23 protein-coding genes are annotated in these 23,900 nt (G+C 72.0%); 7 read left to right on the forward strand and 16 right to left on the reverse strand.

Features of this window, described 5'->3' with window-relative positions; all coding sequences use genetic code 11:
- The first annotated feature begins 98 nt into the window (after positions 1 to 98).
- From IEY87_RS31955 to IEY87_RS31980, 6 genes are all read left to right on the forward strand, one after another.
- Positions 99 to 908: a 2-keto-4-pentenoate hydratase gene (locus tag IEY87_RS31955; RefSeq protein WP_189142562.1), complete on the forward strand. Its 810-nt coding sequence runs from the start codon at positions 99 to 101 to the stop codon at positions 906 to 908.
- A complete protein-coding gene (locus IEY87_RS31960; protein WP_225277866.1) occupies positions 898 to 1,857 on the forward strand; it encodes an acetaldehyde dehydrogenase (acetylating) in 960 nt (319 codons plus the stop codon). Before IEY87_RS31955 ends, IEY87_RS31960 begins: the two co-directional genes overlap by 11 nt.
- On the forward strand, positions 1,854 to 2,972 hold the full coding sequence (dmpG, locus tag IEY87_RS31965; RefSeq protein ID WP_189142563.1) for a 4-hydroxy-2-oxovalerate aldolase: 1,119 nt from the start codon (positions 1,854 to 1,856) through the stop codon (positions 2,970 to 2,972). The genes IEY87_RS31960 and dmpG overlap by 4 nt, the downstream gene beginning before the upstream one ends.
- Positions 2,969 to 3,820, forward strand: coding sequence for an alpha/beta fold hydrolase (locus IEY87_RS31970; RefSeq protein WP_189142564.1), 852 nt, complete (start codon positions 2,969 to 2,971; stop codon positions 3,818 to 3,820). The genes dmpG and IEY87_RS31970 overlap by 4 nt, the downstream gene beginning before the upstream one ends.
- Positions 3,817 to 4,857 (forward strand): LLM class flavin-dependent oxidoreductase, encoded by a 1,041-nt coding sequence (locus IEY87_RS31975; protein WP_225277865.1) that lies wholly within the window; start codon positions 3,817 to 3,819, stop codon positions 4,855 to 4,857. Before IEY87_RS31970 ends, IEY87_RS31975 begins: the two co-directional genes overlap by 4 nt.
- Before the next feature lie 72 nt (positions 4,858 to 4,929).
- Positions 4,930 to 6,339 (forward strand): MmgE/PrpD family protein, encoded by a 1,410-nt coding sequence (locus IEY87_RS31980; protein WP_189142565.1) that lies wholly within the window; start codon positions 4,930 to 4,932, stop codon positions 6,337 to 6,339.
- A gap of 4 nt (positions 6,340 to 6,343) precedes the next feature.
- Here IEY87_RS31980 and IEY87_RS31985 read toward each other — a convergent pair whose 3' ends face one another.
- From IEY87_RS31985 to IEY87_RS32015, 7 genes are read right to left on the reverse strand one after another with little or no spacing between them, the layout of a single operon-like run.
- Positions 6,344 to 7,171 (reverse strand): SDR family NAD(P)-dependent oxidoreductase, encoded by an 828-nt coding sequence (locus tag IEY87_RS31985; RefSeq protein WP_189142566.1) that lies wholly within the window; start codon positions 7,169 to 7,171, stop codon positions 6,344 to 6,346.
- Between the two features lie 30 nt (positions 7,172 to 7,201).
- Positions 7,202 to 7,609, reverse strand: coding sequence for a MaoC/PaaZ C-terminal domain-containing protein (locus IEY87_RS31990; protein WP_189142567.1), 408 nt, complete (start codon positions 7,607 to 7,609; stop codon positions 7,202 to 7,204).
- Positions 7,610 to 8,071: a MaoC family dehydratase N-terminal domain-containing protein gene (locus IEY87_RS31995; RefSeq protein WP_189142568.1), complete on the reverse strand. Its 462-nt coding sequence runs from the start codon at positions 8,069 to 8,071 to the stop codon at positions 7,610 to 7,612.
- Complete coding sequence (locus IEY87_RS32000) at positions 8,071 to 9,261, reverse strand: lipid-transfer protein (protein WP_189142569.1); 1,191 nt, start codon at positions 9,259 to 9,261, stop codon at positions 8,071 to 8,073. The genes IEY87_RS31995 and IEY87_RS32000 overlap by 1 nt, the downstream gene beginning before the upstream one ends.
- Positions 9,258 to 10,349, reverse strand: coding sequence for a CaiB/BaiF CoA transferase family protein (locus IEY87_RS32005; protein WP_189142570.1), 1,092 nt, complete (start codon positions 10,347 to 10,349; stop codon positions 9,258 to 9,260). The genes IEY87_RS32000 and IEY87_RS32005 overlap by 4 nt, the downstream gene beginning before the upstream one ends.
- A complete protein-coding gene (locus IEY87_RS32010) occupies positions 10,342 to 11,865 on the reverse strand; it encodes an AMP-binding protein (RefSeq protein ID WP_189142571.1) in 1,524 nt (507 codons plus the stop codon). Before IEY87_RS32010 ends, IEY87_RS32005 begins: the two co-directional genes overlap by 8 nt.
- Positions 11,866 to 11,888: 23 nt before the next feature.
- Entirely contained in the window at positions 11,889 to 13,031 is a 1,143-nt protein-coding gene (locus tag IEY87_RS32015; protein ID WP_189142572.1) for an acyl-CoA dehydrogenase family protein, read from the reverse strand.
- 174 nt (positions 13,032 to 13,205) lie between these two features.
- Here IEY87_RS32015 and IEY87_RS32020 point away from each other — a divergent pair, with 174 nt between their 5' ends.
- Complete coding sequence (locus IEY87_RS32020; RefSeq protein WP_189142573.1) at positions 13,206 to 14,411, forward strand: TetR/AcrR family transcriptional regulator; 1,206 nt, start codon at positions 13,206 to 13,208, stop codon at positions 14,409 to 14,411.
- A gap of 99 nt (positions 14,412 to 14,510) precedes the next feature.
- On the opposite strand, the gene IEY87_RS32025 is transcribed toward IEY87_RS32020, so the two are convergent.
- The 9 genes from IEY87_RS32025 to IEY87_RS32065 all read right to left on the reverse strand — a co-directional run bounded on the left by IEY87_RS32025 (position 14,511) and on the right by IEY87_RS32065 (position 23,860).
- Positions 14,511 to 15,854 carry an alkaline phosphatase family protein gene (locus IEY87_RS32025; RefSeq protein WP_189142574.1) on the reverse strand — a complete coding sequence of 448 codons (1,344 nt, stop codon included), beginning with the start codon at positions 15,852 to 15,854 and terminating at the stop codon, positions 14,511 to 14,513.
- 46 nt (positions 15,855 to 15,900) lie between these two features.
- Positions 15,901 to 17,019: a metabolite traffic protein EboE gene (eboE, locus tag IEY87_RS32030; protein ID WP_189142575.1), complete on the reverse strand. Its 1,119-nt coding sequence runs from the start codon at positions 17,017 to 17,019 to the stop codon at positions 15,901 to 15,903.
- 5 nt (positions 17,020 to 17,024) lie between these two features.
- Entirely contained in the window at positions 17,025 to 17,873 is an 849-nt protein-coding gene (locus IEY87_RS32035; RefSeq protein WP_189142576.1) for a TatD family hydrolase, read from the reverse strand.
- Positions 17,870 to 18,361 (reverse strand): EboA domain-containing protein, encoded by a 492-nt coding sequence (locus tag IEY87_RS32040; protein WP_189142577.1) that lies wholly within the window; start codon positions 18,359 to 18,361, stop codon positions 17,870 to 17,872. Before IEY87_RS32040 ends, IEY87_RS32035 begins: the two co-directional genes overlap by 4 nt.
- Positions 18,312 to 19,220, reverse strand: a complete 909-nt coding sequence (locus tag IEY87_RS32045) for a sugar phosphate isomerase/epimerase family protein (protein ID WP_189142578.1) — start codon at positions 19,218 to 19,220, stop codon at positions 18,312 to 18,314. The genes IEY87_RS32040 and IEY87_RS32045 overlap by 50 nt, the downstream gene beginning before the upstream one ends.
- On the reverse strand, positions 19,217 to 20,170 hold the full coding sequence (locus IEY87_RS32050) for an SCO3242 family prenyltransferase (protein WP_189142579.1): 954 nt from the start codon (positions 20,168 to 20,170) through the stop codon (positions 19,217 to 19,219). The genes IEY87_RS32045 and IEY87_RS32050 overlap by 4 nt, the downstream gene beginning before the upstream one ends.
- A complete protein-coding gene (locus tag IEY87_RS32055; RefSeq protein WP_189142580.1) occupies positions 20,167 to 21,270 on the reverse strand; it encodes an inositol-3-phosphate synthase in 1,104 nt (367 codons plus the stop codon). Before IEY87_RS32055 ends, IEY87_RS32050 begins: the two co-directional genes overlap by 4 nt.
- A gap of 224 nt (positions 21,271 to 21,494) precedes the next feature.
- The gene (locus IEY87_RS32060) at positions 21,495 to 22,727 is read right to left on the reverse strand and encodes a glycoside hydrolase 5 family protein (protein WP_225277864.1); all 1,233 of its coding nucleotides are present in this window, start codon (positions 22,725 to 22,727) and stop codon (positions 21,495 to 21,497) included.
- Between the two features lie 101 nt (positions 22,728 to 22,828).
- Complete coding sequence (locus IEY87_RS32065) at positions 22,829 to 23,860, reverse strand: LacI family DNA-binding transcriptional regulator (protein ID WP_189142581.1); 1,032 nt, start codon at positions 23,858 to 23,860, stop codon at positions 22,829 to 22,831.
- Positions 23,861 to 23,900: the final 40 nt, after the last annotated feature.

The following is a 23,900-nucleotide window of genomic DNA, read 5'->3' on the forward strand; positions in this document are numbered from 1 at the left end:
CCTTGTTGTTTCGGGATGTATGAGGCTGAATATGGTCTATTCACCTGCGGAAATTCAACCCCACCGTCCAAGAAAAAACGTTCCGGGAAGCTGACCACATGCTGGTTCCACCTGATGGCCGCGAGGCCGCCGCCGCTCGATTGCGGTCGGCCGTAACCTCTCACCGGTCGTGCGCACCGGTCCGTGATCTGCTCGGTACGGCCGACATCGAGGCCGCCTACGCGGTCGCCTCGGCGAACATCGCCGAGCGGATCACGGCCGGCCGGCGCAGGATCGGACGCAAGATCGGGCTCACCTCGCCGGTCGTGCAACGTCAGCTCGGGGTGGACCGGCCCGACTTCGGCACACTGCTCGACGACATGCTCGTCCCGGCCGGGACCCCGGCCGAGCACAGCGGCCTGTTCCGGCCGCGCGCCGAGGCCGAGGTGGCCTTCGTCCTGGGCCGCGACCTCGACGACGAGAGCGTCGACCCGCGCCAGGCCGTCGCGTACGCGCTGGCCGCGATCGAGATCGTGGACAGCCGGATCACCGACTGGGACATCACGATCGTGGACACCATCGCCGACAACGCCTCCAGCGCGCTGTTCGCACTCGGCTCGGAACGCGTCCCGCTCGACGGGCTCGACCTGCCCGGCGTCCAGATGGAGCTGGAGCTCAACGGTGTGACGGCCTCCACCGGCACGGGCGAGGCCTGCCTGGGCGACCCGCTCAACGCGCTGGCCTGGCTGGCCGCGACCGCGCGGGACATCGGCGAGCCGCTGCGCGCCGGGGAGATCGTGCTCAGCGGCGCGCTCGGCCCGATGGTGGACGTCGGCCCGGGTGACCGGCTCACCGCTCGGCTGACCGGCCTGGGCGTGGTGGACGTTCAGTTCACCGGAATCAACGGAGGGACGCTCGGTGACGACTGACGTGCAGGCCAAGACCAAGGTGGCGGTCATCGGGTCGGGGAACATCGGCACCGATCTCATGATCAAGGTGATCCGGCTGTCCCGCACCCTGGAGATGGCCGCCATGGTAGGCATCGACCCCGACTCCGACGGCCTGGCCAGGGCCCGCAGGATGGGCGTGACCACCACCTCGGACGGGGTGCGGGGCCTGCTGGCACTGGACGTCGCCGACGAGATCGGCGTCGTCTTCGACGCCACCTCGGCCAGGGCCCACGTCGCCAACGCCGCCGCCCTGGCGGCGACCGGGGCCAGGCTCATCGACCTCACACCCGCGGCCATCGGCCCGTACGTGGTGCCCGTCGTCAACCTGGACGCCCACCTGGACGCCCGCAACCTCAACATGGTGACCTGCGGCGGCCAGGCCACCATCCCCGTGGTGGCCGCGGCGGCCAGGATCGCCCCGGTCAGGTACGCCGAGATCGTGGCCTCCATCTCCTCCCGCTCGGCCGGCCCCGGCACCCGCGCCAACATCGACGAGTTCACCGAGACGACCTCCCGGGCGATCGAGCGGGTCGGCGGCGCCGACCGGGGCAAGGCGATCATCGTGCTGAACCCGGCGGATCCGCCCATGATCATGCGGGACACCGTGTTCTGCCTGCTCGACGACTGTGACACCGACGCGGTGGCGGCCTCGGTGGCGGCGATGGTGGCCGAGGTGGCCGAGTACGTCCCCGGTTACCGGCTCAAGCAGCGCGTCCAGTTCCGGCGGATCGGCCGCGACGATGCGGAGAACTCCCTCATCCCCGACGCCCCGCCCGGCGACCGGTGGATGATGACCGTCTTCCTGGAAGTCGCGGGCGCCGCCCACTACCTGCCGGAATACGCCGGGAACCTGGACATCATGACCTCGGCCGCGCTGCGGGTCGGCGAGCGCGTCGCCGCGCACGCCGGGACGGCGGTGGCCCGATGACCGAGCCGCTCTACATCCAGGACGTCACCCTGCGGGACGGCATGCACGCCATCAGGCACCGCTACACCCTCGGCCAGGTGCGCGACATCGCCGCCGCCCTGGACGCCGCCGGGGTCGCCGCCATCGAGGTGGCGCACGGCGACGGGCTGGGCGGCAGCAGCCTCAACTACGGTCCCGGCGCGCACACCGACTGGGACTGGCTCGCCGCCGCCGGCGAGGTGATCAAGAATGCCCGGCTGACCACCCTGCTGCTGCCCGGCATCGGCACCGTGGACGACCTGCGCCGCGCCCGCGACCTCGGCGTCGTCTCGGTCCGGGTGGCCACCCACTGCACCGAGGCGGACATCTCCGCCCAGCACATCGCCGCCGCTCGCGACCTCGGCATGGACGTGGCCGGGTTCCTGATGATGTCCCACATGGCCGAGCCCGCCGACCTGGCCGCGCAGGCCAAACTGATGGAGTCGTACGGCGCGCACTGCGTGTACGTCACCGACTCCGGCGGCCGGCTCACCATGAGCGGGGTGCGCGACCGCGTGCACGCCTACCGCGAGGTCCTCGACCCGGGCACCGAGATCGGCATCCACGCCCACCACAACCTGGGGCTGGGCGTGGCCAACTCGGTCGTCGCCGTCGAGGCGGGCGTGATCCGGGTGGACGCCTCGCTGGCCGGGCAGGGCGCCGGCGCGGGCAACTGCCCGATCGAGGCGTTCATCGCGGTCGCCGAGCTCACCGGGTGGCGTCACGGTTGCGACGTGTTCGCCCTGATGGACGCCGCCGACGACCTCGTACGCCCGCTCCAGGACCGTCCGGTCCGGGTGGACCGGGAGACCCTGTCGCTCGGCTACGCCGGCGTCTACTCCAGCTTCCTCCGGCACGCCGAGCGCGCCGCCGCCGAGCATCGCCTGGACACCAGGGACATCCTCGTGGAGGTCGGCCGGCGGCGGCTGGTCGGTGGCCAGGAGGACCTCATCGTGGACGTCGCCCTGGACCTGGCCGCCGCCGAGAACGCCACCGACGCGAACGCCACCCCCGAGAACCCTGCCAACGAGAACGCCACCGCCGAGACCACCGTCAACGAGAACGCCGTCAACGAGAGCATGGAGATCGCGAAATGACTGTCTGGACCGACCTAGCCGACCTGGAGTTCACGGTTCGCTTCGTGGACGCCGCGGGTGTCCGGACCAGGGCGCTCCAGGCGGGGGCGGGCGAGCCGGTGGTGTTCCTGCACGGCACCAGCGGCCACCTGGAGGCGTTCGTCCGGAACCTCCCCGCGCACGCCGAGCACTTCGCCTGCCACGCCATCGACATGCTGGGCCACGGCTACACCGACGGCGTGGACGAGCCGTACCGTATCCCCCGGTATGTCGATCACGTGCTGGCCTACCTGGACGCGATCGGCGCGGAGCGGGCGCACTTCGTCGGCGAGTCGCTGGGCGGCTGGGTCGCCGCCCGGCTGGCCGCCGACCACCCCGACCGGGTGAGCCGCCTCACCCTGGTCGCCCCCGGCGGCAGCGTCGCCAACCCGGCCGTGATGGAGCGGATCAAGACCAGCACCCGCCAGGCCGTCACCACCGACGACATCGACCTGACCCGCAAGCGGCTGCACCTGCTCATGCACGACCCCGCCAAGGACGTCTCCGAAGAGCTCGTTCAGGTACGGCATGCGATCTACCACCGCCCCGAGTTCGTCAAGCGGCTGGACAACCTGCTGTGCCTCCAGGAGCTCGCCAACCGGGAGGAGGACCTGCTCACCGCCGAGCAGATGGGCCGCATCACGGCGCCGACGCTGATCGTGTGGGGCGCCCAGAACCCGTTCGGCGACGTGCCCGAGGCGCATCGGATGAACGAGCTCATCCCCGGCTCCCGCCTGGAGATCTTCGGCGAGTGCGGCCACTGGCCCCAGCACGAGCACGCCGCCAAGTTCGACGCGCTCAACCTCGCCTTCCTGCGGGAGGGACAGTGACCACCGGCGCCGGGCGGCTGCGGATCGGCGTCAGGGTCCCGCCGTGCGACCGGGCCGACCGGCTGGTCACGGTGGTCCGGCGGGCCGAGGAGCTCGGCTTCGACGATGTCTGGATGCCCGACTCCCAGTTGCTCTGGCGCGAGGCGTTCAGCGTGCTCACCGCGGTCGCGCTCGGCACCGAGCGGATCGGGCTCGGCACCGCCGTGACGAACCTGACCACCCGGCACCCCTCGGTGGTCGCCTCCGCCGCCCGCACCGTGGCCGAGCTCGCCCCCGGCAGGCTGACGCTCGGGGTCGGCGTCGGCAACAGCTCGGTCGCGCCGATCGGGCTGAAGGCGGCCACCCGGGTCGAGCTGGCCGAGCGTCTGGCTCAGCTCCGCGCCCTGCTCGACGGCCGCGAGTGGGACTACGGTCAGGTACGGTCCCGGCTGCGCGACCCCGTACCCGTTCCGCTGCACCTGGCCGCGAGCGGGCCGCGTAACCTGCGGCTGGCCGGGGAGATCGCGGACGGGGTGATCCTGCTCAGCGGGATGTCGCTGGAGACCCTCACCAGCGCCATCGCACGGGTGCGGGAGGGCGTCGAGGCGGCCGGTCGCCCGATGGACAGGTTCCCGCTGACCGTCTCGGCGTTCTGCCACGTCACCGACGACATCGAGGCCGACGCCCGGATGCTCAAACCGGTCTGCGCCGCGATGGCGGCCAACGGCGGCGGTCCCTTCCTCGCGCTGGCCGGCATCACCCTGGACGTTCCCGACCGGTTCGAGGGGGTCTACCCCGATCTGCTGCACGCCGAAGACTGGGACCTGGCCGTCGAGGTCGCGAGCCGCTGGGTCAGCGACGAGGACGCCCTCCGCTTCGCCCAGGCGTTCTGCCTGTTCGGCACCGCGAAGGAGATCGCCGAACGGCTCAAGGTCGCGTACGAGGCCGGGGCGACCAGCGTCTTCCTCCAGCATGTGGGGTCCTACCGGCCGCCGCACGAGCTGATCGAGGTCGTCGGCGAGGAGGTCCTCCCCGAAGTGGCGTCGTGGTCGAGATGAGTACGGTCCTCCCCGAAGTGGCGTCGTGGTCGAGATGAGTACGGTCCTGACCGAAGTGGCGTCGTGGTCGCGATGAGTACGGTCCTGACCGAGCTGTCCGACCGAGCCCGCCTGGCCACCGCGACGGCCACGCCCCGGGCCCGCGAGCTCGCCGTCCTGCACGTCCTGGACACCATGGGCTGCGTGGCGGCGGGCGCGGACCACCCGGTGGCCGCCACGCTGGCCACGTTTCTCGGCGAACCGTTCCCACCGGCGGCCGGCGGCGAGCGCTTCCTTGGCAAACCGGCGGGCGGCGGCGAGCGGTTCCTTGGCGGACCGTTCTCGTCGGCGGCCGGTGGCGAGCGGTCGTTGCGCACTGCTGTGCTGGTGGAAGCCACGCTGGCGCACGTGGACGAGTTCGACGGCTTCCACCCGCAGGCCGCGGTGGTGCCCGCCGCCGTCGTGGTCCCCGCCGCGCTGCTGACCGCCGCCCGCGAGGGCCGCGACGGGGCCGCCGTGGTGGACGCGGTGCTGGCCGGGTACGAGGCGGTCGTCGAGGCCGGGCTGCGATTCGGCGGCTCGGCGCTGTACGCCGCCTGGTGGCCCACCGCCCTGTTCGGCGCGCTCGGCTCGGCGGCGGCCGCAGCCAGCGTCCTCGGCCTGGACGAGGAGCGCACCCGGACCGCGCTCGCGCTGGCCGCCGCCGGACTGGGCGGCCTGCTCACCGCCGACGAGTTCGGCGAGGGCCACTACCTGCTGGCCGGGCGCGCCGCCGCTGACGGCGTCGATGCCGCCTACCTGGCCAGGGCCGGGGCGCGGGCCAGCCTGACCCTGCTGGACGGGCCCGCCACCGCCGCGCTCGGCCGCGCCGCCGGGCCGGAGAGCGCGCGTGAGGGCGTCCACCTGGAACGCTGCGCCTTCAAGGCGTACCCCTGCGCCCGGCCGCTGCACGCGGTCGTGGCCGCGGTCACCCAACTGGCCGCGGCGGGCGTGCCGCTCAGGGACGCGGTGGCCGTGCGGGTGCGGCTGCCCGCCGTACTGCTGCGTTTCGTCAACGCCTCGACCCAGCCTCCCGGCCCGGCGGAGGCCGCCGCCAGCGCCGCCTTCGCCGTGACCGCCGCCATCCGGGGCCGCGCCGACGACGTACGGTTCTACCGCGCCGCCGACCTGGGCGCGGGCCCCCACCCCGAGATCACCATGGAGGCCGACCCCGCCCTGGACCGCCACCTCCCCGACCACTGGGCCGCCGGCATCACCATGACCCTCCAGGACGGCCGCCAGTTCCACCACGACGTCCACGACCTGACCGACGACCATGGAACGACCGCCAAGTCCGCCGACCTGACCAGCGACCATGGAACGACCGCCAAGTCCGACGACCATGGGACGATCGCCAAGTTCGCCAAGCTGACCGGTGGAGCGGACCCCGGGCCCTGGTTGAGGCTGGACACTCACCCCGCTCCGGGTGACCTCCACGATGCCCTTCTTGGCCAGGGGCCCTGAGTCGTCAGCCCTCGAAGCCGCCGCCGGTGACGATCACCTGCCCGCTGACGTAGTCCGCCTCCGGGTAGGTGAGCATCACGACAGAGCCGGCGGCCTCCTCCGGCGTGCCGGCGCGGCCCAGCGGGATGGCCCGGTTGAGGGCCTCCAGCAGTTGCGGGTTGACGCCGACCTTGATCTGCCGCCCTTCGACGTCGATGTACGCGTCGCCGTCCGCCGCCGCCTCGGTGAGCCGGGTCTGGATGAAACCGAACGCGACGCAGTTGACGTTGACGTTGTAGCGGCCCCACTCCTTGGCGAGGGTCTTGGTCAGGCCCACGATCCCGGCCTTGGCCGCCGAGTAGTTGGCCTGCCCGGCGTTGCCGAACAGCCCCGCGACCGAGGAGATGTTGACGACCTTGCGGTGCACGGTGAGCCCGTCCGCCCGTTCCTTGCGTACCGCGGCGCTGATCACCGGCTGGGCGGCGCGCAGGATGTCGAACGGCGCCTTCAGGTGCAGATCGACGATGGCGTGCCACTGCTCGTCGGTCATCTTCTGCACCACGTTGTCCCAGGTGTAGCCGGCGTTGTTGATGATGATGTCGACGCCGCCGAAGGTGTCCACCGCGGTGCCGACGAACGCCGGCGCGAAGCCGTCACCGGTGACGCTGCCGGGGAACGGCACCGCCGTGCCGCCGTTCTTGCGGATCTCCTCGACCACCTCGCGGGCGGGGGCCTCGTCGAGGTCGTTCACCACGACCCCGGCGCCTTCGCTCGCGAGTTTCAGCGCGATGCTCCGGCCGATGCCCCGCCCGGCGCCCGTGACGAGGGCGGACTTGCCGTCCAGCTTTCCCATGATTGCCGTCCTTCAGGTTGGGGGTGAGGGTCAGTCGAGCGCGACCGAGGCTTCACCGGTGAGGGTCACCGTGCCGTCGGCGAGGGTCACCGTGAGGTCGAGGGTGGCGACCCGCTCGCCGTCGACGTCGGTGATGCCGTTGACCACGGCCTGGCAGCTGGGCCGGCCGTGAACCGGGGTGATGGCGGCGAACCGCACTCGGTACGACCGCAGCTTGTCCGGCGGGAAGTTGTTCGTCAGGAGCCTCGCGAGGTAGGCCATGGACAGCATGCCGTGGGCGAAGACGTCGTCCAGCCCGGCCGACTTGGCCACGTCGAGGTCGACGTGGATCGGGTTGTGGTCACCGGAGGCGCCCGCGAAGAGCGCGAGGGTGTGGCGCGAGATCGGCGGGACGGTCAGCTCGTCGAGCCGGCTGCCCGGCTTCAGGTCCGGGGCCATTCAGGAGCTCGCTTCCGGCAGGGCGCGGACCACGAGCGTGTTCCGCATCGTCACGACGACCGTTCCGTCCTGGTCGGTGACCGGCAGCTCGGTCACCAGGAAACGCAGGGCGCCGCCCTTCTTCTCGTACACGTCGACGACCTTGGAGGACGAGCTGAGCTCGTCACCGGCGTAGGCGAGCCGGTGGTAGGCGAACTCCTGCTCGCCGTGGAGCACCGCGCGCAGGTCGACGCCGTACGCGGTGAGGTGGTCGAACGGGTCCGGCGTTTCGAGGTCGACGCCGAAGAAGAACGTCGGAGGCACGGGCAGGTCGCGGTGCCCGGCCTGCTGGGCGGCGTCCAGGTCGACGAAGATCGGGTCGGTCTGTCCTGTCGCCTTCGCGAACAGCCGCAGCCGGCTGCGGGTGACGAGCAGTGTGCCGCCCGCCCTCTCCTCGCCGATGAGCGACCGGTCCAGCCCCATCAGCCGTCCACCTTCTTGTACAGCGTGACGACGCAGGCGCCGCCCAGCCCCAGGTTGTGCTGCAGCGCGACGTCGACGCCGGCCACCTGCCGGTCCTCCGCCTGGCCACGCAGCTGCCACACGAGCTCGGCCGCCTGGGCGAGTCCGGTCGCGCCGAGCGGATGCCCCTTGGAGATCAGCCCGCCGGACGGGTTGGTGACGACCTTGCCGCCATAGGTGTTGGCTCCGTCGAGCACGAACTTCTCGGCGGTGCCCTCCGGGGTGAGGCCGAGGGCCTCGTAGGTGAGCAACTCGTTGGTCGTGAAGCAGTCGTGCAGCTCCACCACCCCGATGTCCTCGGGGCCGATGCCGGACTTCTCGTAGACCTGGCGCGAGGCGGCGACCGTCATGTCGTAGCCGACCAGTTTGCGCGGGTCACCCTCGAACGTGGTCGGCTGGTCGGTGACCAGCGACTGCGCCTCGATCACGACGTCCGCGCGCAGCGCGTGCCTTCTGGCGTACTCCGGTGAGACCAGCACCGCCGCCGCTGCCCCGCAGGTCGGTGGGCAGCATTGGAAGCGGGTGAGCGGCCCGTAGATGTGCGGGGAGCCCAGCACTTCCTCGACCGTGAGCGGGGCGCGGAACACGGCGTACGGATTGGCCGCCGCGTGCCTGCGGGACTTCACGGTGATGTGCGCGAACGTCGCCGGGTCGATCCCGTACTCGTCGACGTAGGCCTGACCCGCCGCGCCGAAATAGGTGGCCGCGGGCGGCGCGCCCGGATCGGGAACCCCTGCCACCTCGTCCCGGACCTGCGCGAAGGCTCCCAGCACGTCCGGCCGGTCACTCCACACCGAGCCGAGCGCGCCCGGGTTCATCTGCTCGAAGCCGAGCGCCAGCGCCACCTCGGCCTGGCCGCTCGCCACCGCCTGATGGGCGAGCCAGAGAGCCGACGACCCGGTCGAGCAGTTGTTGTTGACGTTGATGACCGGTGCGCCGCTCTGGCCCAGGCGGTAGAGCGCCTTCTGCCCCGAGGTGGAGTCACCGTAGACGAAGCCGACATAGGACTGCTGTACGGCCGGGTACGCCACGCCCGCGTCGGCGAGCGCGCGGCGGGCCGCCTCGGCGCCCATGACGTCGTAGGGATCGCTCTTACCGGGCTTGCTGAAGGGGATCATCCCGACGCCCGCGACGACTACTTTGCTGGTCAAAGCTCGCTCCTCAGGTCTGTGGTGTGCTGCCAGGACGCCTCGGTCACCCGCCGGGCCGCGACCGGCTCGCCCGCCGGGGTCCTGGAGAACCGTGGCGCGGGCCGAGGCTGGTCGACGCCGTCGATCGAGGTGAAGACCTCGCGCTCCACCAGGTGGGGGTTCTCCAGCGCCTCCTCGAAGGTCAGGACCGGGGTGACACACGCGTCGGTGCCGGCGAACACCTCGGCCCACTCCGCCATGGTCCGCTTGCTGAACGCGCCGGCGAGGGCGTCGCGCAGCTCGTCGGCGCGCGACTCGTCGTACTGCTCGGGGAGCGCGGCGGTGTCCAGCTCCAGGATCCGCACCATCTCCGCGAAGAACTGCGGCTCGATGCAGCCGACCGCCACACTGCGGCCGTCCGCGCAGATATAGGTGTCGTAGTACGGGCGGCTCCCGTCGAGCAGGTTCGTCCCGCGTTCACTCGACCAGCGGCCCTCGCCCCGCAGGGACCACATCATGTGCGCCAGCACGCTGGCGCCGTCGCACATCGCCGCGTCCACGACCTGTCCCAGCCCGGAGCGTTCCCGCTCCCACAGGGCGGCGAGGACACCGGCGACGAGGAACATCGAGCCGCCGCCGAAGTCGCCGACCAGGTTCAGCGGCGGGACCGGTCGCGCGCCGGCGCGGCCGATGCTCTCCAGGACGCCGGTCAGCGAGATGTAGTTGATGTCGTGCCCGGCGGTCCGGGACAGGACGCCGTCCTGGCCCCAGCCGGTCATCCGGCCGTAGATCAGGCGGGGGTTGCGCCTCCTGCACACGTCGGGGCCGAAGCCCATCCGTTCGGCTACGCCGGGCCGGTATCCCTCGACGAACACGTCCGCCTCGTCGGCCAGTTCCCGTACCCGGGCGATGTCCGCCGGGTTCTTCAGGTCAGCCACGACGACCTGCCTGCCGCGCAGCATGTGGTCCGTTTCGCCCACCGTCCTGGTGGGGCGCTCGATGCGGATCACGTCGGCGCCCAGGTCGGCGAAGATCATGCACGCGTGGGGGCCCGGGCCGATGCCGCCGAGTTCCAGCACCCGCAGGCCCGCGAGCGGCCCGTCAGCCATGGGCCGGCCAGTACTGCTCGCGGAGGCGCCGCTTGAACAGCTTGCCGGAGTCCTCGCGGGGCAGCCGTGCCTCGAACACGACCACCTTGGGCACCTTGTACTTGGCCAGGTTCCGCTCGACGTGCTCCCGTACCTGGTCCTCGGTCACCGTCGCGTCCGGCAGCAGCTCCACGTGCGCCGCCAGCGCCTCGCCGAAGTCGGCGTCCGGGATGCCGAACACGGCCACGTCCGCGACGCCCGCCAGTCCGAGCACGGTGTTCTCGATCTCGACGGGGTAGATGTTCACCCCGCCGGAGATCACCATGTCGTTGAGCCGGTCGCTGAGGTAGAGGTAGCCGTCCTTGTCGACGTGGCCGACGTCGCCGAGGGTGTAGAAGCCGTCACCGGCGTCGATGGCCCGTCGCTTGGCGTCGTCGCCGAGATAGGTGAAGTCCGGCCAGGCCGACGGAGGCCGGCCGTAGACGACGCCTGTCTCGCCGGCCGGGACCTCGGTCCTGTCGGGACCGAGGATCCTGATCGCCGCGTCCCCGACCGGCGCGCCGACCGTGCCGGGGTGGGCCAGCCACTGCTCGCTCGTGCAGACGGTCCAGGCGCCGCCCTCGGATCCGCCGTAGTACTCGCTGATGGTCGGGCCGAACCAGTCGATCATCGCCCGTTTGATGTCCGGCGGGCAGGGCGCGGCGGAGTGCGAGACGTTCTCCAGCGAGGAGAGGTCGTACTTCTCCCGGATGTCCTGCGGCAGCCGCAGGAGCCGCACGAACATGGTCGGCACCATCTGCGCGGCGGTTGCCCGGTGCTCCGCGACGACCCGGAGGAACTGCTCGGCGTCGAACTTCGGCATGATCACCAGGCTCATCCCCATGGCCAGGGCGTAGGTCGCGGCCACGTTGGGAGCGGTGTGGTAGAGCGGCGCGGGGATCACGGCCGTGCCGCCGGCCCGGAAGCCCACCACCTGGCGCAGGAGACCGGCGATGTCGCCGGCCTTCTCGGGGGCGATCGGGTCGCGCAGCACCCCTTTGGCGAGCCCGGTCGTGCCCGAGGTGTAGATCACCGACATGGGCGGGGTGAGCACCGACTCCGCGGGCGGGTCGTTGTCCTCGATGAGCTGCTCGGCCATCGGGTAACGGCCGGTCGGCGCCACCGTGCCCAGCGCGAACTCCTCGGCCACCTCCGGCGGGACCGCGACCTCGACGATCCGCAACCGCTCCGGTTTCTGGGCTTCCACGATCGGCACGAGATCGGAGTGGACCACCACCACCTTGGCCTGGCTGTCGCTCAGCAGATGCCGCAGGTCGGCTCCGGTCCAGTGCCAGTTGACCGGTACGGGGACCGCCCCGATGAGCGACGCGGCGAACGTGGCCTCGAGCATGCCCGTCTCGTTGCGCATCATGATGGCGTACCTGTCGCCGGGGCCGACGCCCAGTTGCCGCAGGCCCGACGCGAGGCGAGCCGCGCGCTCCTTCATCTCGGCCACCGGTAAGACGCGACGGCCGGAGATGACCACTGGTCCTGTCATGTCCTTCTGCCTTTCGTTGTGGTTCACAGGGATCGTGCGATGAGGTCCTTCATGACCTCGTTGGCTCCGCCGTAGATCTTCTGCACCCGGGCGTCCTGGTACATGCGGGCGATGGCGTATTCCCGCATATAGCCGTAGCCGCCGTGCAGTTGCACGCATTCGTCGATCAATGTCACCTGCTGCTCGGTGAGCCACCACTTCGCCATCGCGGCCGTGGCCGCGTCGAGCCGGCCTTCGAGGTGCAGGTCGATGCAACTGTCGAGGAAGACGCGGGCGACCCGCGTCGTCGTCGCGCCCTCGGCGAGGGTGAACTTCGTGTTCTGGAAGTCCCAGATGGACTGTCCGAACGCCCGCCGCTGCTTGACGTAGTCGACGGTCTGCTCCATCGCGGCCTCCATCCCGGCGACCGCGAGGACCGAGATGAGCAGCCGCTCCTGCGGCAGCTGGTTCATCAACTGCGCGAAGCCCTGCCCTTCCACCCCGCCGAGCAGGTTGTCCGCGGGCACCCGCGTCCGCTCGAAGGAGAACTCGGCGGTGTCGGCGCCGTGCTGACCGACCTTCTCGAGGATCCGTCCACGGACGAACCCCGGGCAGTCGGCCGTCTCCACGACGACCAGCGAGATGCCCTTCGCGCCCTTGGCGGCGTCGGTCCTGGCCACCACCACGATGAGGTCGGCCAGGTGGCCGTTGGAGATGAAGGTCTTGGCGCCGTCGATGACGTACGACTCGCCGTCGCGCACGGCCTTGGTCCGGATGCCCTGGAGGTCGGACCCGGTGCCCGGCTCGGTCATCGCGATGGCGCCGATCATCTCGCCGGAGGCGAGCCGGGGCAGCCACCGCCGCTTCTGGTCCTCGGTGCCGTAGGCCAGCAGGTAGTGCGCGACGATCCCGCTGTGCACCATGTTGCCCCAGCTGGTCTCGCCGGCTCGGGCCTGCGCCTCGCAGATCGCGAGGTCGTGCGCGATGGTGCCTCCGCCGCCGCCGTATTCCTCGGGGATGGAGCAGCAGAGCAGGCCGAGCTCGCCCGCCTTGAGCCAGACGTCGCGGTCGACGTGGTGCTGCGCCTCCCACTTGTCCCGGTGGGGCAGCAGCTCGGCCGACACGAAGGACGAGGCGAGGTCGTACACCGCCCGCACGCTGTCGTCGGCCTTCCAGGACTCGGGCATTCGCGCCCACCTCAATCCACTTCTTGAATGAACGTAGCGCCGCTTATCTCTCTCGTACCAGGTAATCTCAACCGGTCGACTCATTTAGGAGCTTACTCAACATTCACTTAAAAGCAACGGTGAGTATGCGGCCATGTGACGGCGGAGCGGCCCGGTGCGCCTACGCTGAGTCCCATGTCGACAGCCACCGTGCGACCCGACGAGCCTCGACGCCGTCCACGCGATCGCAAGCAACAGATCCTCGTGGCCGCGCGGGACCTCTTCGTCGAGCACGGCTACCCCAACGTGTCCATGTCCACGATCGCCGCGAAGGTGGGCATCCGGGCGGGCGCGCTGTATCGGCACTTCGACACCAAGGCGACGCTGCTCGAATCGGTCATCGCCGACAACTTTGGCTGGATCGACGAGCCGGTGAACACCGCCGGCTTCGCGGAGGTCGTCGACGACGTCCTGGCCAGGGTGACCGACCGGCCCTATCTGTCGGACCTGTGGATCCACGAGGTCCGCTATCTGCCCGCCGAGCAGGCCCGGACGCTGCGACGCCGGATGCGGCAGTGGACCGGGAACCTGGTCCCCCCGTTGCGGCGGGCCCGGCCCGGACTCGACGCCGGGCAGGAAGAGCTGCTCATCTGGGCCATCCAGTCACTGACGTCCTGCGTCGGCCGGCGCGCGATCCACGCCCCCCAGTCCGTACGGCTGCCCGTGGTGCGGGCCGGCATCCACGCCCTGACCCGAGCCGAGCTGCCCCCGACGGGAGCGGAGACGGTGGCACCCGAAGCGGAGCTGCTGCCGGTGTCGCGCCGGGAACGGCTGCTGCTCGCCGCCATCGAGCAGTTCTCCCGCAACGGATACCACGAGACGTCGATGACGAGCATCGGCGCCGCCGCCGACGTCACCGGGCCGAACCTCTACGGCTACTTCGCGAGCAAGGCGGATCTCCTCCAGGCGGTGTACGAGCGGGGCACCCACGCGATGTGGCTGAGCCTCGACGAAGCGCTCGCCAAGACCGCCCTGACCAGCGGCGACTCGCCCAGGCAAGCGCTCACGGCCGTGGTGCGCTCGTACGTGCGGATCGCGCGGACCTGGTCGGCGATCCTGGACGACCCCACCGCCGAACCGGGAGTCGTGGCCACGACGCTCACCGCGCAGCGTGAGTACGTGGGCGAATGGAGCGCTCTGGTGTCCCGCGTCCTGCCGCATCTCGATCCGCGGGTGGCCCGGCTGCGCGTGCAACTCGGCCTGTTCCTCGCCGCCGACCTCTACCGCAACCCGCGAGTCTCCCGCCACGACTCTTTCCCCGACAGCGTGACGGCCCTGGTCCTGGCCGTGCTGTGCGACGACTCGGACGCACCGAAGAACTCCGACCCGGGCCCCTCGTAGCCCGGGACCATGACCGTCCAGCCGCGCCGCACCACGGCCGCGACCTCCTCGACGCCCTCACTTCCGCGCTGAAAGCGAGAGACCACCTGAGCAGAGGGGTCAGTGAGGCTGCGCCGTCGCCTCCTTCGCCAGGGTGACGAGCAGGTCTTTGACCTCCGTCGCGGCATAGGCGTCGCCGTCGAAGGGGCCCAGCAGCACCGGGCCGTCGGCGGGGTCGTCGGGCAGGCGGCCGTGGCTGCCGCGTACCGGGGCCGGGTTCAGCGGGACCACGTTCATCAGGTAGCGGAAGCCGAGCGTCTTGCGGGCCAGGGCCAGCCCGGCGCGGACCTTCACCAGCGGGTCGGCGGGGTCCATGAACAGCTCGGCCGGGTCGTAGCCGGGCTTGCGGTGGATGTCCACCAGCCGCGCGAAGTCGGGCGCGCGGTCGTCGGTGAGCCAGTAGTAATAGGTGAACCAGGCGTCGGGCTCGGCCACCGCGACCAGTTCGCCCGCCCGCTCGTGGTCCAGGCCGTAGCGCGCCTTCCCGCCGCCGTCGAGCACCTCGTCCACCCCGGGCAGCTCCCGTACGACGTCACGGGCGCGGTCCACGTCGGCCGGGTCGCGCACGTACACGTGGGCGATCTGGTGGTCGGCCACGGCGAACGCGCGGGAGGCCCACGGGTCGAGATACTCCATCCCGGCCTGGGTGTGCACCTCCAGCAGCCCGGCCCGGCGCAGGGCCCGGTTGACGTCGACCGGTCTCGTGGCGGCGGTGATGCCGTACTCGGAGAGGATCACGAAGGTGGCGTCCTCGGCGAGCAGCGGCGCGAGCGCGGCGTCCACTTCCTTGGCCGCCGCGATGGCCTCGGGTCCGTCGGGGCCGTAGCGCTGGAGGTCGTAGTCCAGGTGCGGCACGTACACCATGAGGAGTCCCGGGCGTTCCTCGCGCAGGATGTGGCGGGCGGCCGAGACGATCCACCGGGAGGAGGCGATGCCCGCGGTCGGTCCCCAGTAGTTGAACAGCGGGAACGTCCCGAAGCGCGCCTCCAGGTCGTCGTGCAGCGACGGGGGGCGGGTGTAACAGTCGGGCGACTTGCGGCCGTCGGCGTGGTAGATCGGGCGCGGCGTGACGAGCAGGTCGCTGGCCGCGCCCATGGCGTACCACCAGCAGACGTTGGCGGTCTTCAGCCCCGGCACGGCGTCCCAGAGCTGGCCGCCCTGGACCAGGGCGTTGTGCTGGCGCCACAGCAGCACCTCGCCGAGGTCGCGGAAGTACCAGCCGTTGCCGACGATCCCGTGCTCGCGCGGCATCGCGCCGGTGAGCAGGGTGGCCTGCATCGAGCAGGTGACGGCGGGCAGCACCGGCCGCAGCGTGGCCGCGGCTCCGACGGCGGAGACGTTGGGCATGTGCGCGAGAAGACGCGGCGTCAGGCCGACCACATCGATGACGACGACGGGGGTCATCGCGGCTCCTTCGGACCGAGGGCGAGCAGGGTTCCTCGCGTGGTCATCACAGCTCCTTCAGGCCGAGGGCGAGCAGTTCGCGCCGGGTCCAGTCGAGTTCGGCGGCCATGCCCTCGGCGAGGCCGCCGGTGGTGACGCCGCCCGCCGAGGGCAGCACCGACCACGTGTAGGTCTCGACCTCCACGTGCCGGGTGCGCGGCGCGGTGCCGCCGACCAGGGTCCCGAGTAGGTCGCGCAGGTAGGAGGACGTGGTGGTGAGCGGTGGCGGGGGCGCGGCGTGCAGCGGCATGTGGAAGTGCACCCGCCAGGTCTCCCCGGCCGGCAGGCCACCCGCCAGCGCCTCGGCCAGGTCGTCGGTGAAGCCGGAGGCGGAGCGGGACTGGTGCAGGAAGCGCGGCTCGTCGAACGACGCCAGCGCGGCGTGCGCCTCCGGCGGCGCCTCGATCGCGCACGACGCCTGGAGTTTCACGATCGGCAGGTCCAGCCCGATCGACGGGTCCTCGAAGCCGACGGCGAGATGACAGGCGTCCAGGCAGACGCCGAGGAAGTCGCGGTCCACGTCCCGCAGGTGACGCGCGGCCTGGGCGGTGGTCTCCACGATGCAGCCCGGCTCCGGCTCGAACCCCACCCTGATCACCTTGCCCGCCCGCCCGGACAGCTCGCGCAGGCCGCGCGCCAGCTCCGCCAGCATGCGCGCCGTCGCGTCCGCCTTGGCGCCCGTCCAGCCGGTACGCCAGGCGAGGGGGAGTGTGGAGATCGTGCCCTCGGCGACGTCGTCCGGGAGCAGGGCGGCGAGGATCTCGGCCAGGGCGAGGGTGTAACCGAGCCGGTCGGCGCACCCCCAGTCGGGGGAGTAGACCCGATATTTCACGACTTCTTGGTGGAAGCCGCGATACGGGAAGCCGTTAAGCGTGACCACCTCCAGCCCGAGCTCGGTGAGCAGGCCGCGCAGCCGTACCAGCTCGGCACGGTCGGCGAGCAGCGCGTGCGCCGCGTCGTACGGCAGCCACAACCCCACCCCCAGCCGCTGGACGCCGAGCAGGTCGCGCACCCGCGCCGCGAAGCCGGTGAGCTGGGCGCGGATGCCGGGCAGGTCCTCGGCGGGATGGACGTTCGTGCAGTAGGCGAGATGGACGACCGAGCCGTCCGGATGCAGCAGGCGCATCGCCGTCAGCCTCGCTTGATCGTGTTGCCCGCGTACTCCGCGGGGGCCTCGGCCTCATGATCGTCGAGAGCCAGCTTGCCGCTCTGGCCGTAGAAGGCGACCGGGTTGTGCCACAGCACCCGAGCCACGTCGTCGGCGGTGAACCCGGCGGCCAGCATCGCGTCGGCGACCTGCCTGGTCTTCAGCGGATCGCTGCGGCCCCAGTCGGCGGCCGAGTTCACCAGCATCCGCGCGGTGCCGTACTCCTGGAGGATCGCCACCATGCGATCCGGGTCCATCTTCGTGTCGGGGTAGATGGAGAAACCCATCCAGCAGCCCGAATCCGCGACCATGCCGACCGTCAGCTCGTTGAGATGATCGACCAGGACGCGCCCGGCCGGCAGGCCCGAGGCCGCCACGACGTCGAGCGTGCGGCGGGTGCCCGCAGTCTTGTCCCGGTGCGGCGTGTGCACCAGCACCGGCAGGTCCGCCTCGGCCGCCATGGTGAGCTGCGCCTCGAAGATCTCCTCCTCGCGCGCGGTCATGGAGTCGTAGCCGACCTCGCCGACCGCGACCACCGAGTCCTTCAGCAGGTAACGCGGCAGCTCCGCCAGCACGCCCGCGCACCGGAGGTCACCGGCCTCCTTAGGGTTGAGCGCCAGCGCGCAGCGGTGCTGGATGCCGTACTGCGCCGCGCGGTACGGCTCCCAGCCCAGCAGCGTGTCGAAGTAGTCCAGGAAGCTGCCCACGTTGGTGCGCGGCTGGCCCTGCCAGAAGGCGGGTTCGACCACGGCCCGCACGCCCGCGGCGCGCATGCGCTCGTAGTCGTCGGTGATCCGTGACGTCATATGGATATGGGGGTCGAAGATTCTCATCTGAGCCTCTCCAGCACGTCCTCGGGGACTGTACGGCCCGCCGCCCGGCGTTCGGCGGCGTGATCGGCGAGCATCCGGGTGAGTTCGGCGTCGTGACGCCGGTCCAGGCCGTCCACCTCGGCGAGGGGGATCGACATGAACACGCACTTGAGCACGCCCTGGCGGAACGCGTGATCGTCCAGCCAGCGGGAGCCGTACGGGCCCAGCGCGGCGGCGATCAGCCGGGTGTCGTTGGTCCGCAGCGCGTCCTCGACGATCGGCAGCGCGGCCGGGCCGAGATCGAGGTCCGGCAGCGCGCGCAGGATCGACAGGCGCTCGCCCGCGTCGCCGTTCCGGTAGAGCGCCTCGATCGTCCCGGCGTCCAGCAGGGCCAGCAGCGCCGGGCGCGCCCGCGGCCCGCCCTTCCGCTCGGCCTGGGGGAACAGGCGGTGCGCCGACTCAGGGTCTGCCCGCGTCTGCCGCACGGCCTGGGTGGTCCATTCGTTCACGCGCCCTCCTCAGGAAGTCGATCGATCGCCGGGCCACCTCGGGCGCCGCGTGGCCGTGCCGGCCCAGCTCGACCGCCACCTGCCCCCGGTAGCCGTCGAGGGCGGCGAGCGCCGGCGGGAAGTCGATCTCGCCCGCGCCGAACTCCAGGTGCTCGTGCACGCCCCGGCGCATGTCGTCGATCTGCACATGCACCAGGTACGGCAGCGCGCGGCGCACACACTCCGGCACGTCGTACGGCTCCACGCAGCGGCAGTGCCCGATGTCGAGCGTCAGCCCGAGCTGCTCCGGGCCGCCGAGCAGCTCGCGCAGCCGTTCGTAGCCCGCGAGGTCGGCCACGAGCATGCCCGGCTCGGGCTCGAACCCGAGCACCACGCCGCCGCGCTCGGCCGCACGGAGCAGGTGCTCGCAGCCCCGGGCCAGCCGCGCCCACGCCTCGTCCGGGTGCAGGCCCGCCGGGATCGCGCCGCTCCACAGGTGCACCACCGGGGCGCCCAGCTCGGCGGCCACCCGGATCGCCCTGGTCAGGTAGTCGATCCGGCGGTCGGCTGCGTCGTCCAGCAGCGTGGGGTAGTGCTTGCGCCGGGGGTCGAGCGTGTAGCGGCCCCCGGTCTCGACGACGGCGTTCATGCCCAGCTCACCGAGCAGCTTGCCGATCGCCGCGACCTCCCCGGCCAGGCCGGGGGCGTACGGGTCGAGGTGCCCGTGGTCCAGGGTGATCGCCGCCCCGGTGTACCCGAGCTCGGCGAGCACCCCCAACGCCTCCGGCAACCGATGCCCGGAGAACCCGTTCGTACAGTAAGCCCAGTTCACAGCCTCGGCGTCCGGGGTGGGTGCGTGGCGATCGGGCCGGGCGTTCATGAGGTCGCCATGCGGGCGGAGAGGGCGCGGCCGGCCGGGAGGGCGGCGAGCAGGGCGGTCGCCTGGGTGAGCCGGCCCTGCCGGGCGATCACCGCCGCCTGTAACGGGATCAGCGCGAGGATCGCCGTCCGCACCGCCTCCCGCACCCGCTCGGGGCTCGGATCGGCGCGCAGCCCCGCCTGCGTGCGCGCGGCGGCCCCCGCGTACCCCACCAGCAACACCCCCGCGAGCACCGTCCCGACAGCCTCCGCCGTCCCCCCGGAACCGCCGGTCGCGCCCGCCTGGCGAGGGCCTGGGCGGGTCGTCCCCCCGGGCCGGTCGGCCGGGTCGCGGGCCGGGCGGTGGGAGGGCAGGCAGGCGAAGGCGGTGAGGGTGGCGGCGGTGGCGGTGGCGATGAGGGCGGCGTCGGCGGTGCCGCGCCCGGCGCCCTTCACCTCGGCCCGGCCGAGCACACTGATCCCGTACGTGTGCGCGCCGATCGCCAGAGCCATCGGCGCGGCCCTCCGGGTGCGCTCCCCGGCGCCGAGCAGCACGTCGAGCGTACGGCAGGCGGCCATCGCGGCCGGGGCGGCGGCCGTCCCCTTGAGCAGCAGGTCGTAGGACCAGACGCAGCCGGCGAGCAGGCCCGCGAGGGTCAGGCTCCGGCGCCCGCCGGCGAGCGCGGCGGCGGCCAGGCCCCCGGCCGTCAGCCCCACCGCCACGCCCAGCGCGGCGCCGGGCGTGACCCGCTGCGACGGGATGGGCCGCTCGGGCCGCTCGACGGCGTCGACCTCCCGGTCGGACCAGTCGTTGAGCGCCATCCCGGCCCAGTACAGCAGCGTGGAGGCGAGCGCCAGCCCGTACACGGCGGGGCGCCGCGCGCCGGCCGCCCCCGCCAGGGTGTCCCCGGGCACCGACACCGCCGCCGGCGCCCGTACCAGCTCCAGCAACGCCCGTACCTGGCCCCTCATGCCAGCTCTCCGGCGAACGCGCGGAGCCGGTCGTACTGCGTGGACAGGCCGTGTTCGCCGGACCCGAGGGGGTCCTTGAAGAAGTAGCCCAGGTCGGGGAGCACGCCGACTCGGCCCTTCTCGTGCGCCCGGGCCACGAGGCGGGCCAGGTCGAGGACGAGGGGGGCGGCGAGCGCGGAGTCGCAGCCCTGCCAGGTGAACTGCAGGGACATCCGGGTGCCGAGGAAGCCGTCGAAGGTCACATGATCCCAGGCGGTCTTCCACTCGCCGAGGTCGGCGACGTAGTCGATGTGCGTCCGTCCCTCGACCTCCTCACCGAGTACGGCGGGGACGGCGCGGTCCTTGGAGATCTCCTTGCTCGCGCGGGCGGCCGGGTCGGCCAGGGTCGCCCCGTCCCCGCCGCCGAGCAGGTTCAGGCCGGACCAGGATCGCACCCGCAGCGCGCGGCCGGCGAACATCGGCGCGAGCGCGCTCTTGACCAGCGTCTCGCCGGTCTTGCCGTCCCGTCCGGCGTACGGCACGGACTCGCGTGCGGCGAGTTCCATGAGCGCGGGAAGCGTCGGTCCTGGGGAGGGGGTGAACTCCACGTAGCCGCAGCCCGCGCGGAAGGCGGCGTAGGCGTAGCGGCTGCTCGACGGGAGGATGTCCGCCCCGGCGGCTTCCAGCAGGGCCAGGTCCCCGAACTCCGGGCGGGGGACGGCGGGCGGCTCCGTCGAGGAGACGTTGATGACGACGATCCGGGAGAGGCCGTGCCGCTCGCGGAACTCGACGAGGTCTTCGATGAGCCGGGCCACCGGGACGCCGCCCGGCCTGATCTCCGCGTCGGCGGCGTCGAGATCCCGGCCGAGCTGGGCGGGCAGGGTGGCCGGGACGACGCCGGACTCGCTGAGCCGCTCGGCCCGTTTGCGCAGGGAGATGTCGGTGATGTCGTGGCCGCCGAAGACCAGGTCGGCGATCCGGGGAAGAGTGCCGGGGAAGCCGGGTAACTCGGTCACGCAGCCTTGGGCAGGGACTAACGCCGACCTGATGGCGGCGGCTCCGATCGCGACGGTCGTCGCGACGGAACCGCGCGCGCCGACCAGCCAGACACCAACGGTCACGGGCACCTCCGGACATATGTTGATATTCGGTGTATAAACCCGCAATTACCGGAAGTAAAGACCGAATTTCGTCGGCTGCCGTACGGACATGCGTCGATTTTCGCCAGAAGTCGACCACAAAGGCCCTGTCGCAGGTGTCCTCAATCGGCGAGCGGAGGCGTGCGGCGGTTCACGCCGGGGTCAGCACGGTGGCAGCACGGGGTCAGCACGGGGTCAGCACGGAGTCAGCACGGTGGCAGCACGGTGTCGATCCCGCGCGCGTCGAGATAGGCGGTGTCACCCGCCCGGGCGGCGGTGACGATGGCCAGCGGGCCGGTCCGGCGCCGCCGCACCCACGCGGTGTGGAAGGCGCTGCCCGGCGCGACCTCGCCCCGGCGCTCCGGCTCGGCCCGCAGATCCACCTCGCACACCAGGGCGGGCCTGCGCCCGGTGGGCCGGCGGTGCTCGCGGATGACCGCCGCCAGTTCCCTGGCCACGGGCTTGGCCACGTGATCCACGGTGAACAGGCCGAGGTCGTACTCGCGCTCGGGGAAGTCGGCGAGGGAGCGGTCGAGATCGTGGGAGCACCACCAGGTGACGCCCCACAGAGCCGGGTTGGCGATGACGTCGCCGAGCATGCGGCGCACGAACTCCGGGGCGTCGTGCTCGGGGATGTCGGGCCGGGGCGCGCCCACCTCCTGGAGCCACACCGGCCGGGTGGGGTCGGCCGAGGTGGCCGCGGCGAGCTCCACCAGGTAGTCGGCGTGGGTGACGGTGGCGGGGCCGAGCGGGCCGTCCAGCGCGGAGACGCCGTTGAACACCCAGGAGTGGACCGTCGTCAGATCGCCGAGCTCGACGTTGTCGGCGGGATGGAAGGGGTGGCCGGGCTCGTACCACGTGGCGTCGTAGAGCGAGTGCAGGGTGAGCAGGCGCGGCGCGGCGGCGCGGGCGGCGTCGATCAGCTCGGCGGCCCAGGCGGTGGACGCCTCGGGCGTCGTCGGGTTGGCGGGGTAGAGGTTGTTCACCTCGTTGCCGAGCGTGACCGCGAACACGTTGGCGCGGGTGGCGACCTCCCGGGCGAGCCGGTCCACATAGGCGACCAGGCCCGCGCGTACCTCCGGGTCGGTGAAGAGGCTGCGCCGGTGCCAGGTGAGCACCCAGGACGGCAGGAAGTCGAAGCTGGACAGATGCCCCTGGATCAGGTCCACCGAGACGGACAGCTCGAACTCGGCGGCCAGGTCGATCAGGCCGAGCAGGTCGTCGATCGGCGCCTGCCTGATCAGCGAGCGGTTGGGCTGGATCCACGGCCAGATCGGGAACACCCTGACATGGTCGAGCCCGATCCCGGCGAGGTCCTCGAAGTCGCGCCGGACGGCGTCGGCGGCGGCGCGGTCGAGCGCGCCGTAGAACCAGCCGGACGACGGCACGTAGTTGGCGCCGAAACGAAGCGGGGGCGAGCTGGGCAAGGGCAGGGGCACGCGTCCTCCGGGGGTCGAGTCGATCTCCCTGGAATCTAAACCGCTTTAGTCATTCCGCCAAGAGTGAGCGACGCGCCGTTCCCAAGGGCGCCGGCCTTCCTTCAGCCCGCCGTGCCAGGCGCGGGCGGCGCGGTGCTCTCCCTGACCACCAGCCGGGGCGTGGCGGTCTTGACGTCGCGGCGCAGGGCCGGGTCGGCGATCACCTGGAGCAGCACCTCGGCCACCTGCCCGCCGAGCGCGATGGTGTCGCGCGACAGCGAGGTGATGCCCGGGTGCGTGACCCGGGTGAGCACCGAGTCGTCGAAGGACACGATCGACACCTCGCCGGGCACCCGTACGCCCATCTCGCCCGCCACCCCCAGCCCGGCCAGCGCCATCACGTCGCTGTCGTAGACGATCGCGGTCGGCCGCCCCGGGCGGGACAGCAGCGTCCTGGTGGCCGCCGCGCCCTCGGCGTCGCTGAAGTCGGTCGGCAGCGACACCGTGTCGACCAGCCCGAGCCGGCGGACCGAGTCGCGCAGCGCCCGGATGCGGCGCTGGGTGTGCCGGAGGCCGGGCAGCCCCGCGACGTGCGCGACGCGCCGGTGACCGAGCGCCGCGAGATAGTCGACGACCGACAGCATCGCCTCCCTGTCGTCGGCCCACACGCTGGACAGCGCGCCGAACCGCCCCGGACCGCCGAGCACCACGGCGGGCGCGCCGAGCGCCTCCAGCGCCTCGAAGCGCGGGTCGCGGACGGTCGGATCGACCAGGACGAAGCCGTCCACGCGGTGCGCCGAGGTCCATTCCCGGTAGGTCTCGATCTCGGCCGCGGAGTCCTCGACGACCAGGAGATTCATGGCCATCGACTCCGCCGACAGCCTGGCCTGCAGACCGGACAGCAGCTGGGCGAAGAACGGCTCGACGCCCAGGGTGCTGGCGGGCCGGGCGAGCACCAGCCCCACCGCGCCGGCCCGCGCGCCGCCCAGCGCCCTGGCGGCGCTGTGCGGACGCCAGTTCATCTCGTCGGCCACCTGGAGGATCCGGGCCCGGGTCGCCTCGCTGACGCCGGGGCGCCCGTTGAGCGCGAACGACACCGCGCCCTTGGACACCCCCACCCGGCGGGCGATGTCGGCGATGGTCGGTCGGGCCACTACGTGCTCCTTCTGCGCGGAACCTCGCCGCACGCGTTTG

The organism is Nonomuraea glycinis, assembly GCF_014646515.1.
GTDB lineage: Bacteria > Actinomycetota > Actinomycetes > Streptosporangiales > Streptosporangiaceae > Nonomuraea > Nonomuraea glycinis.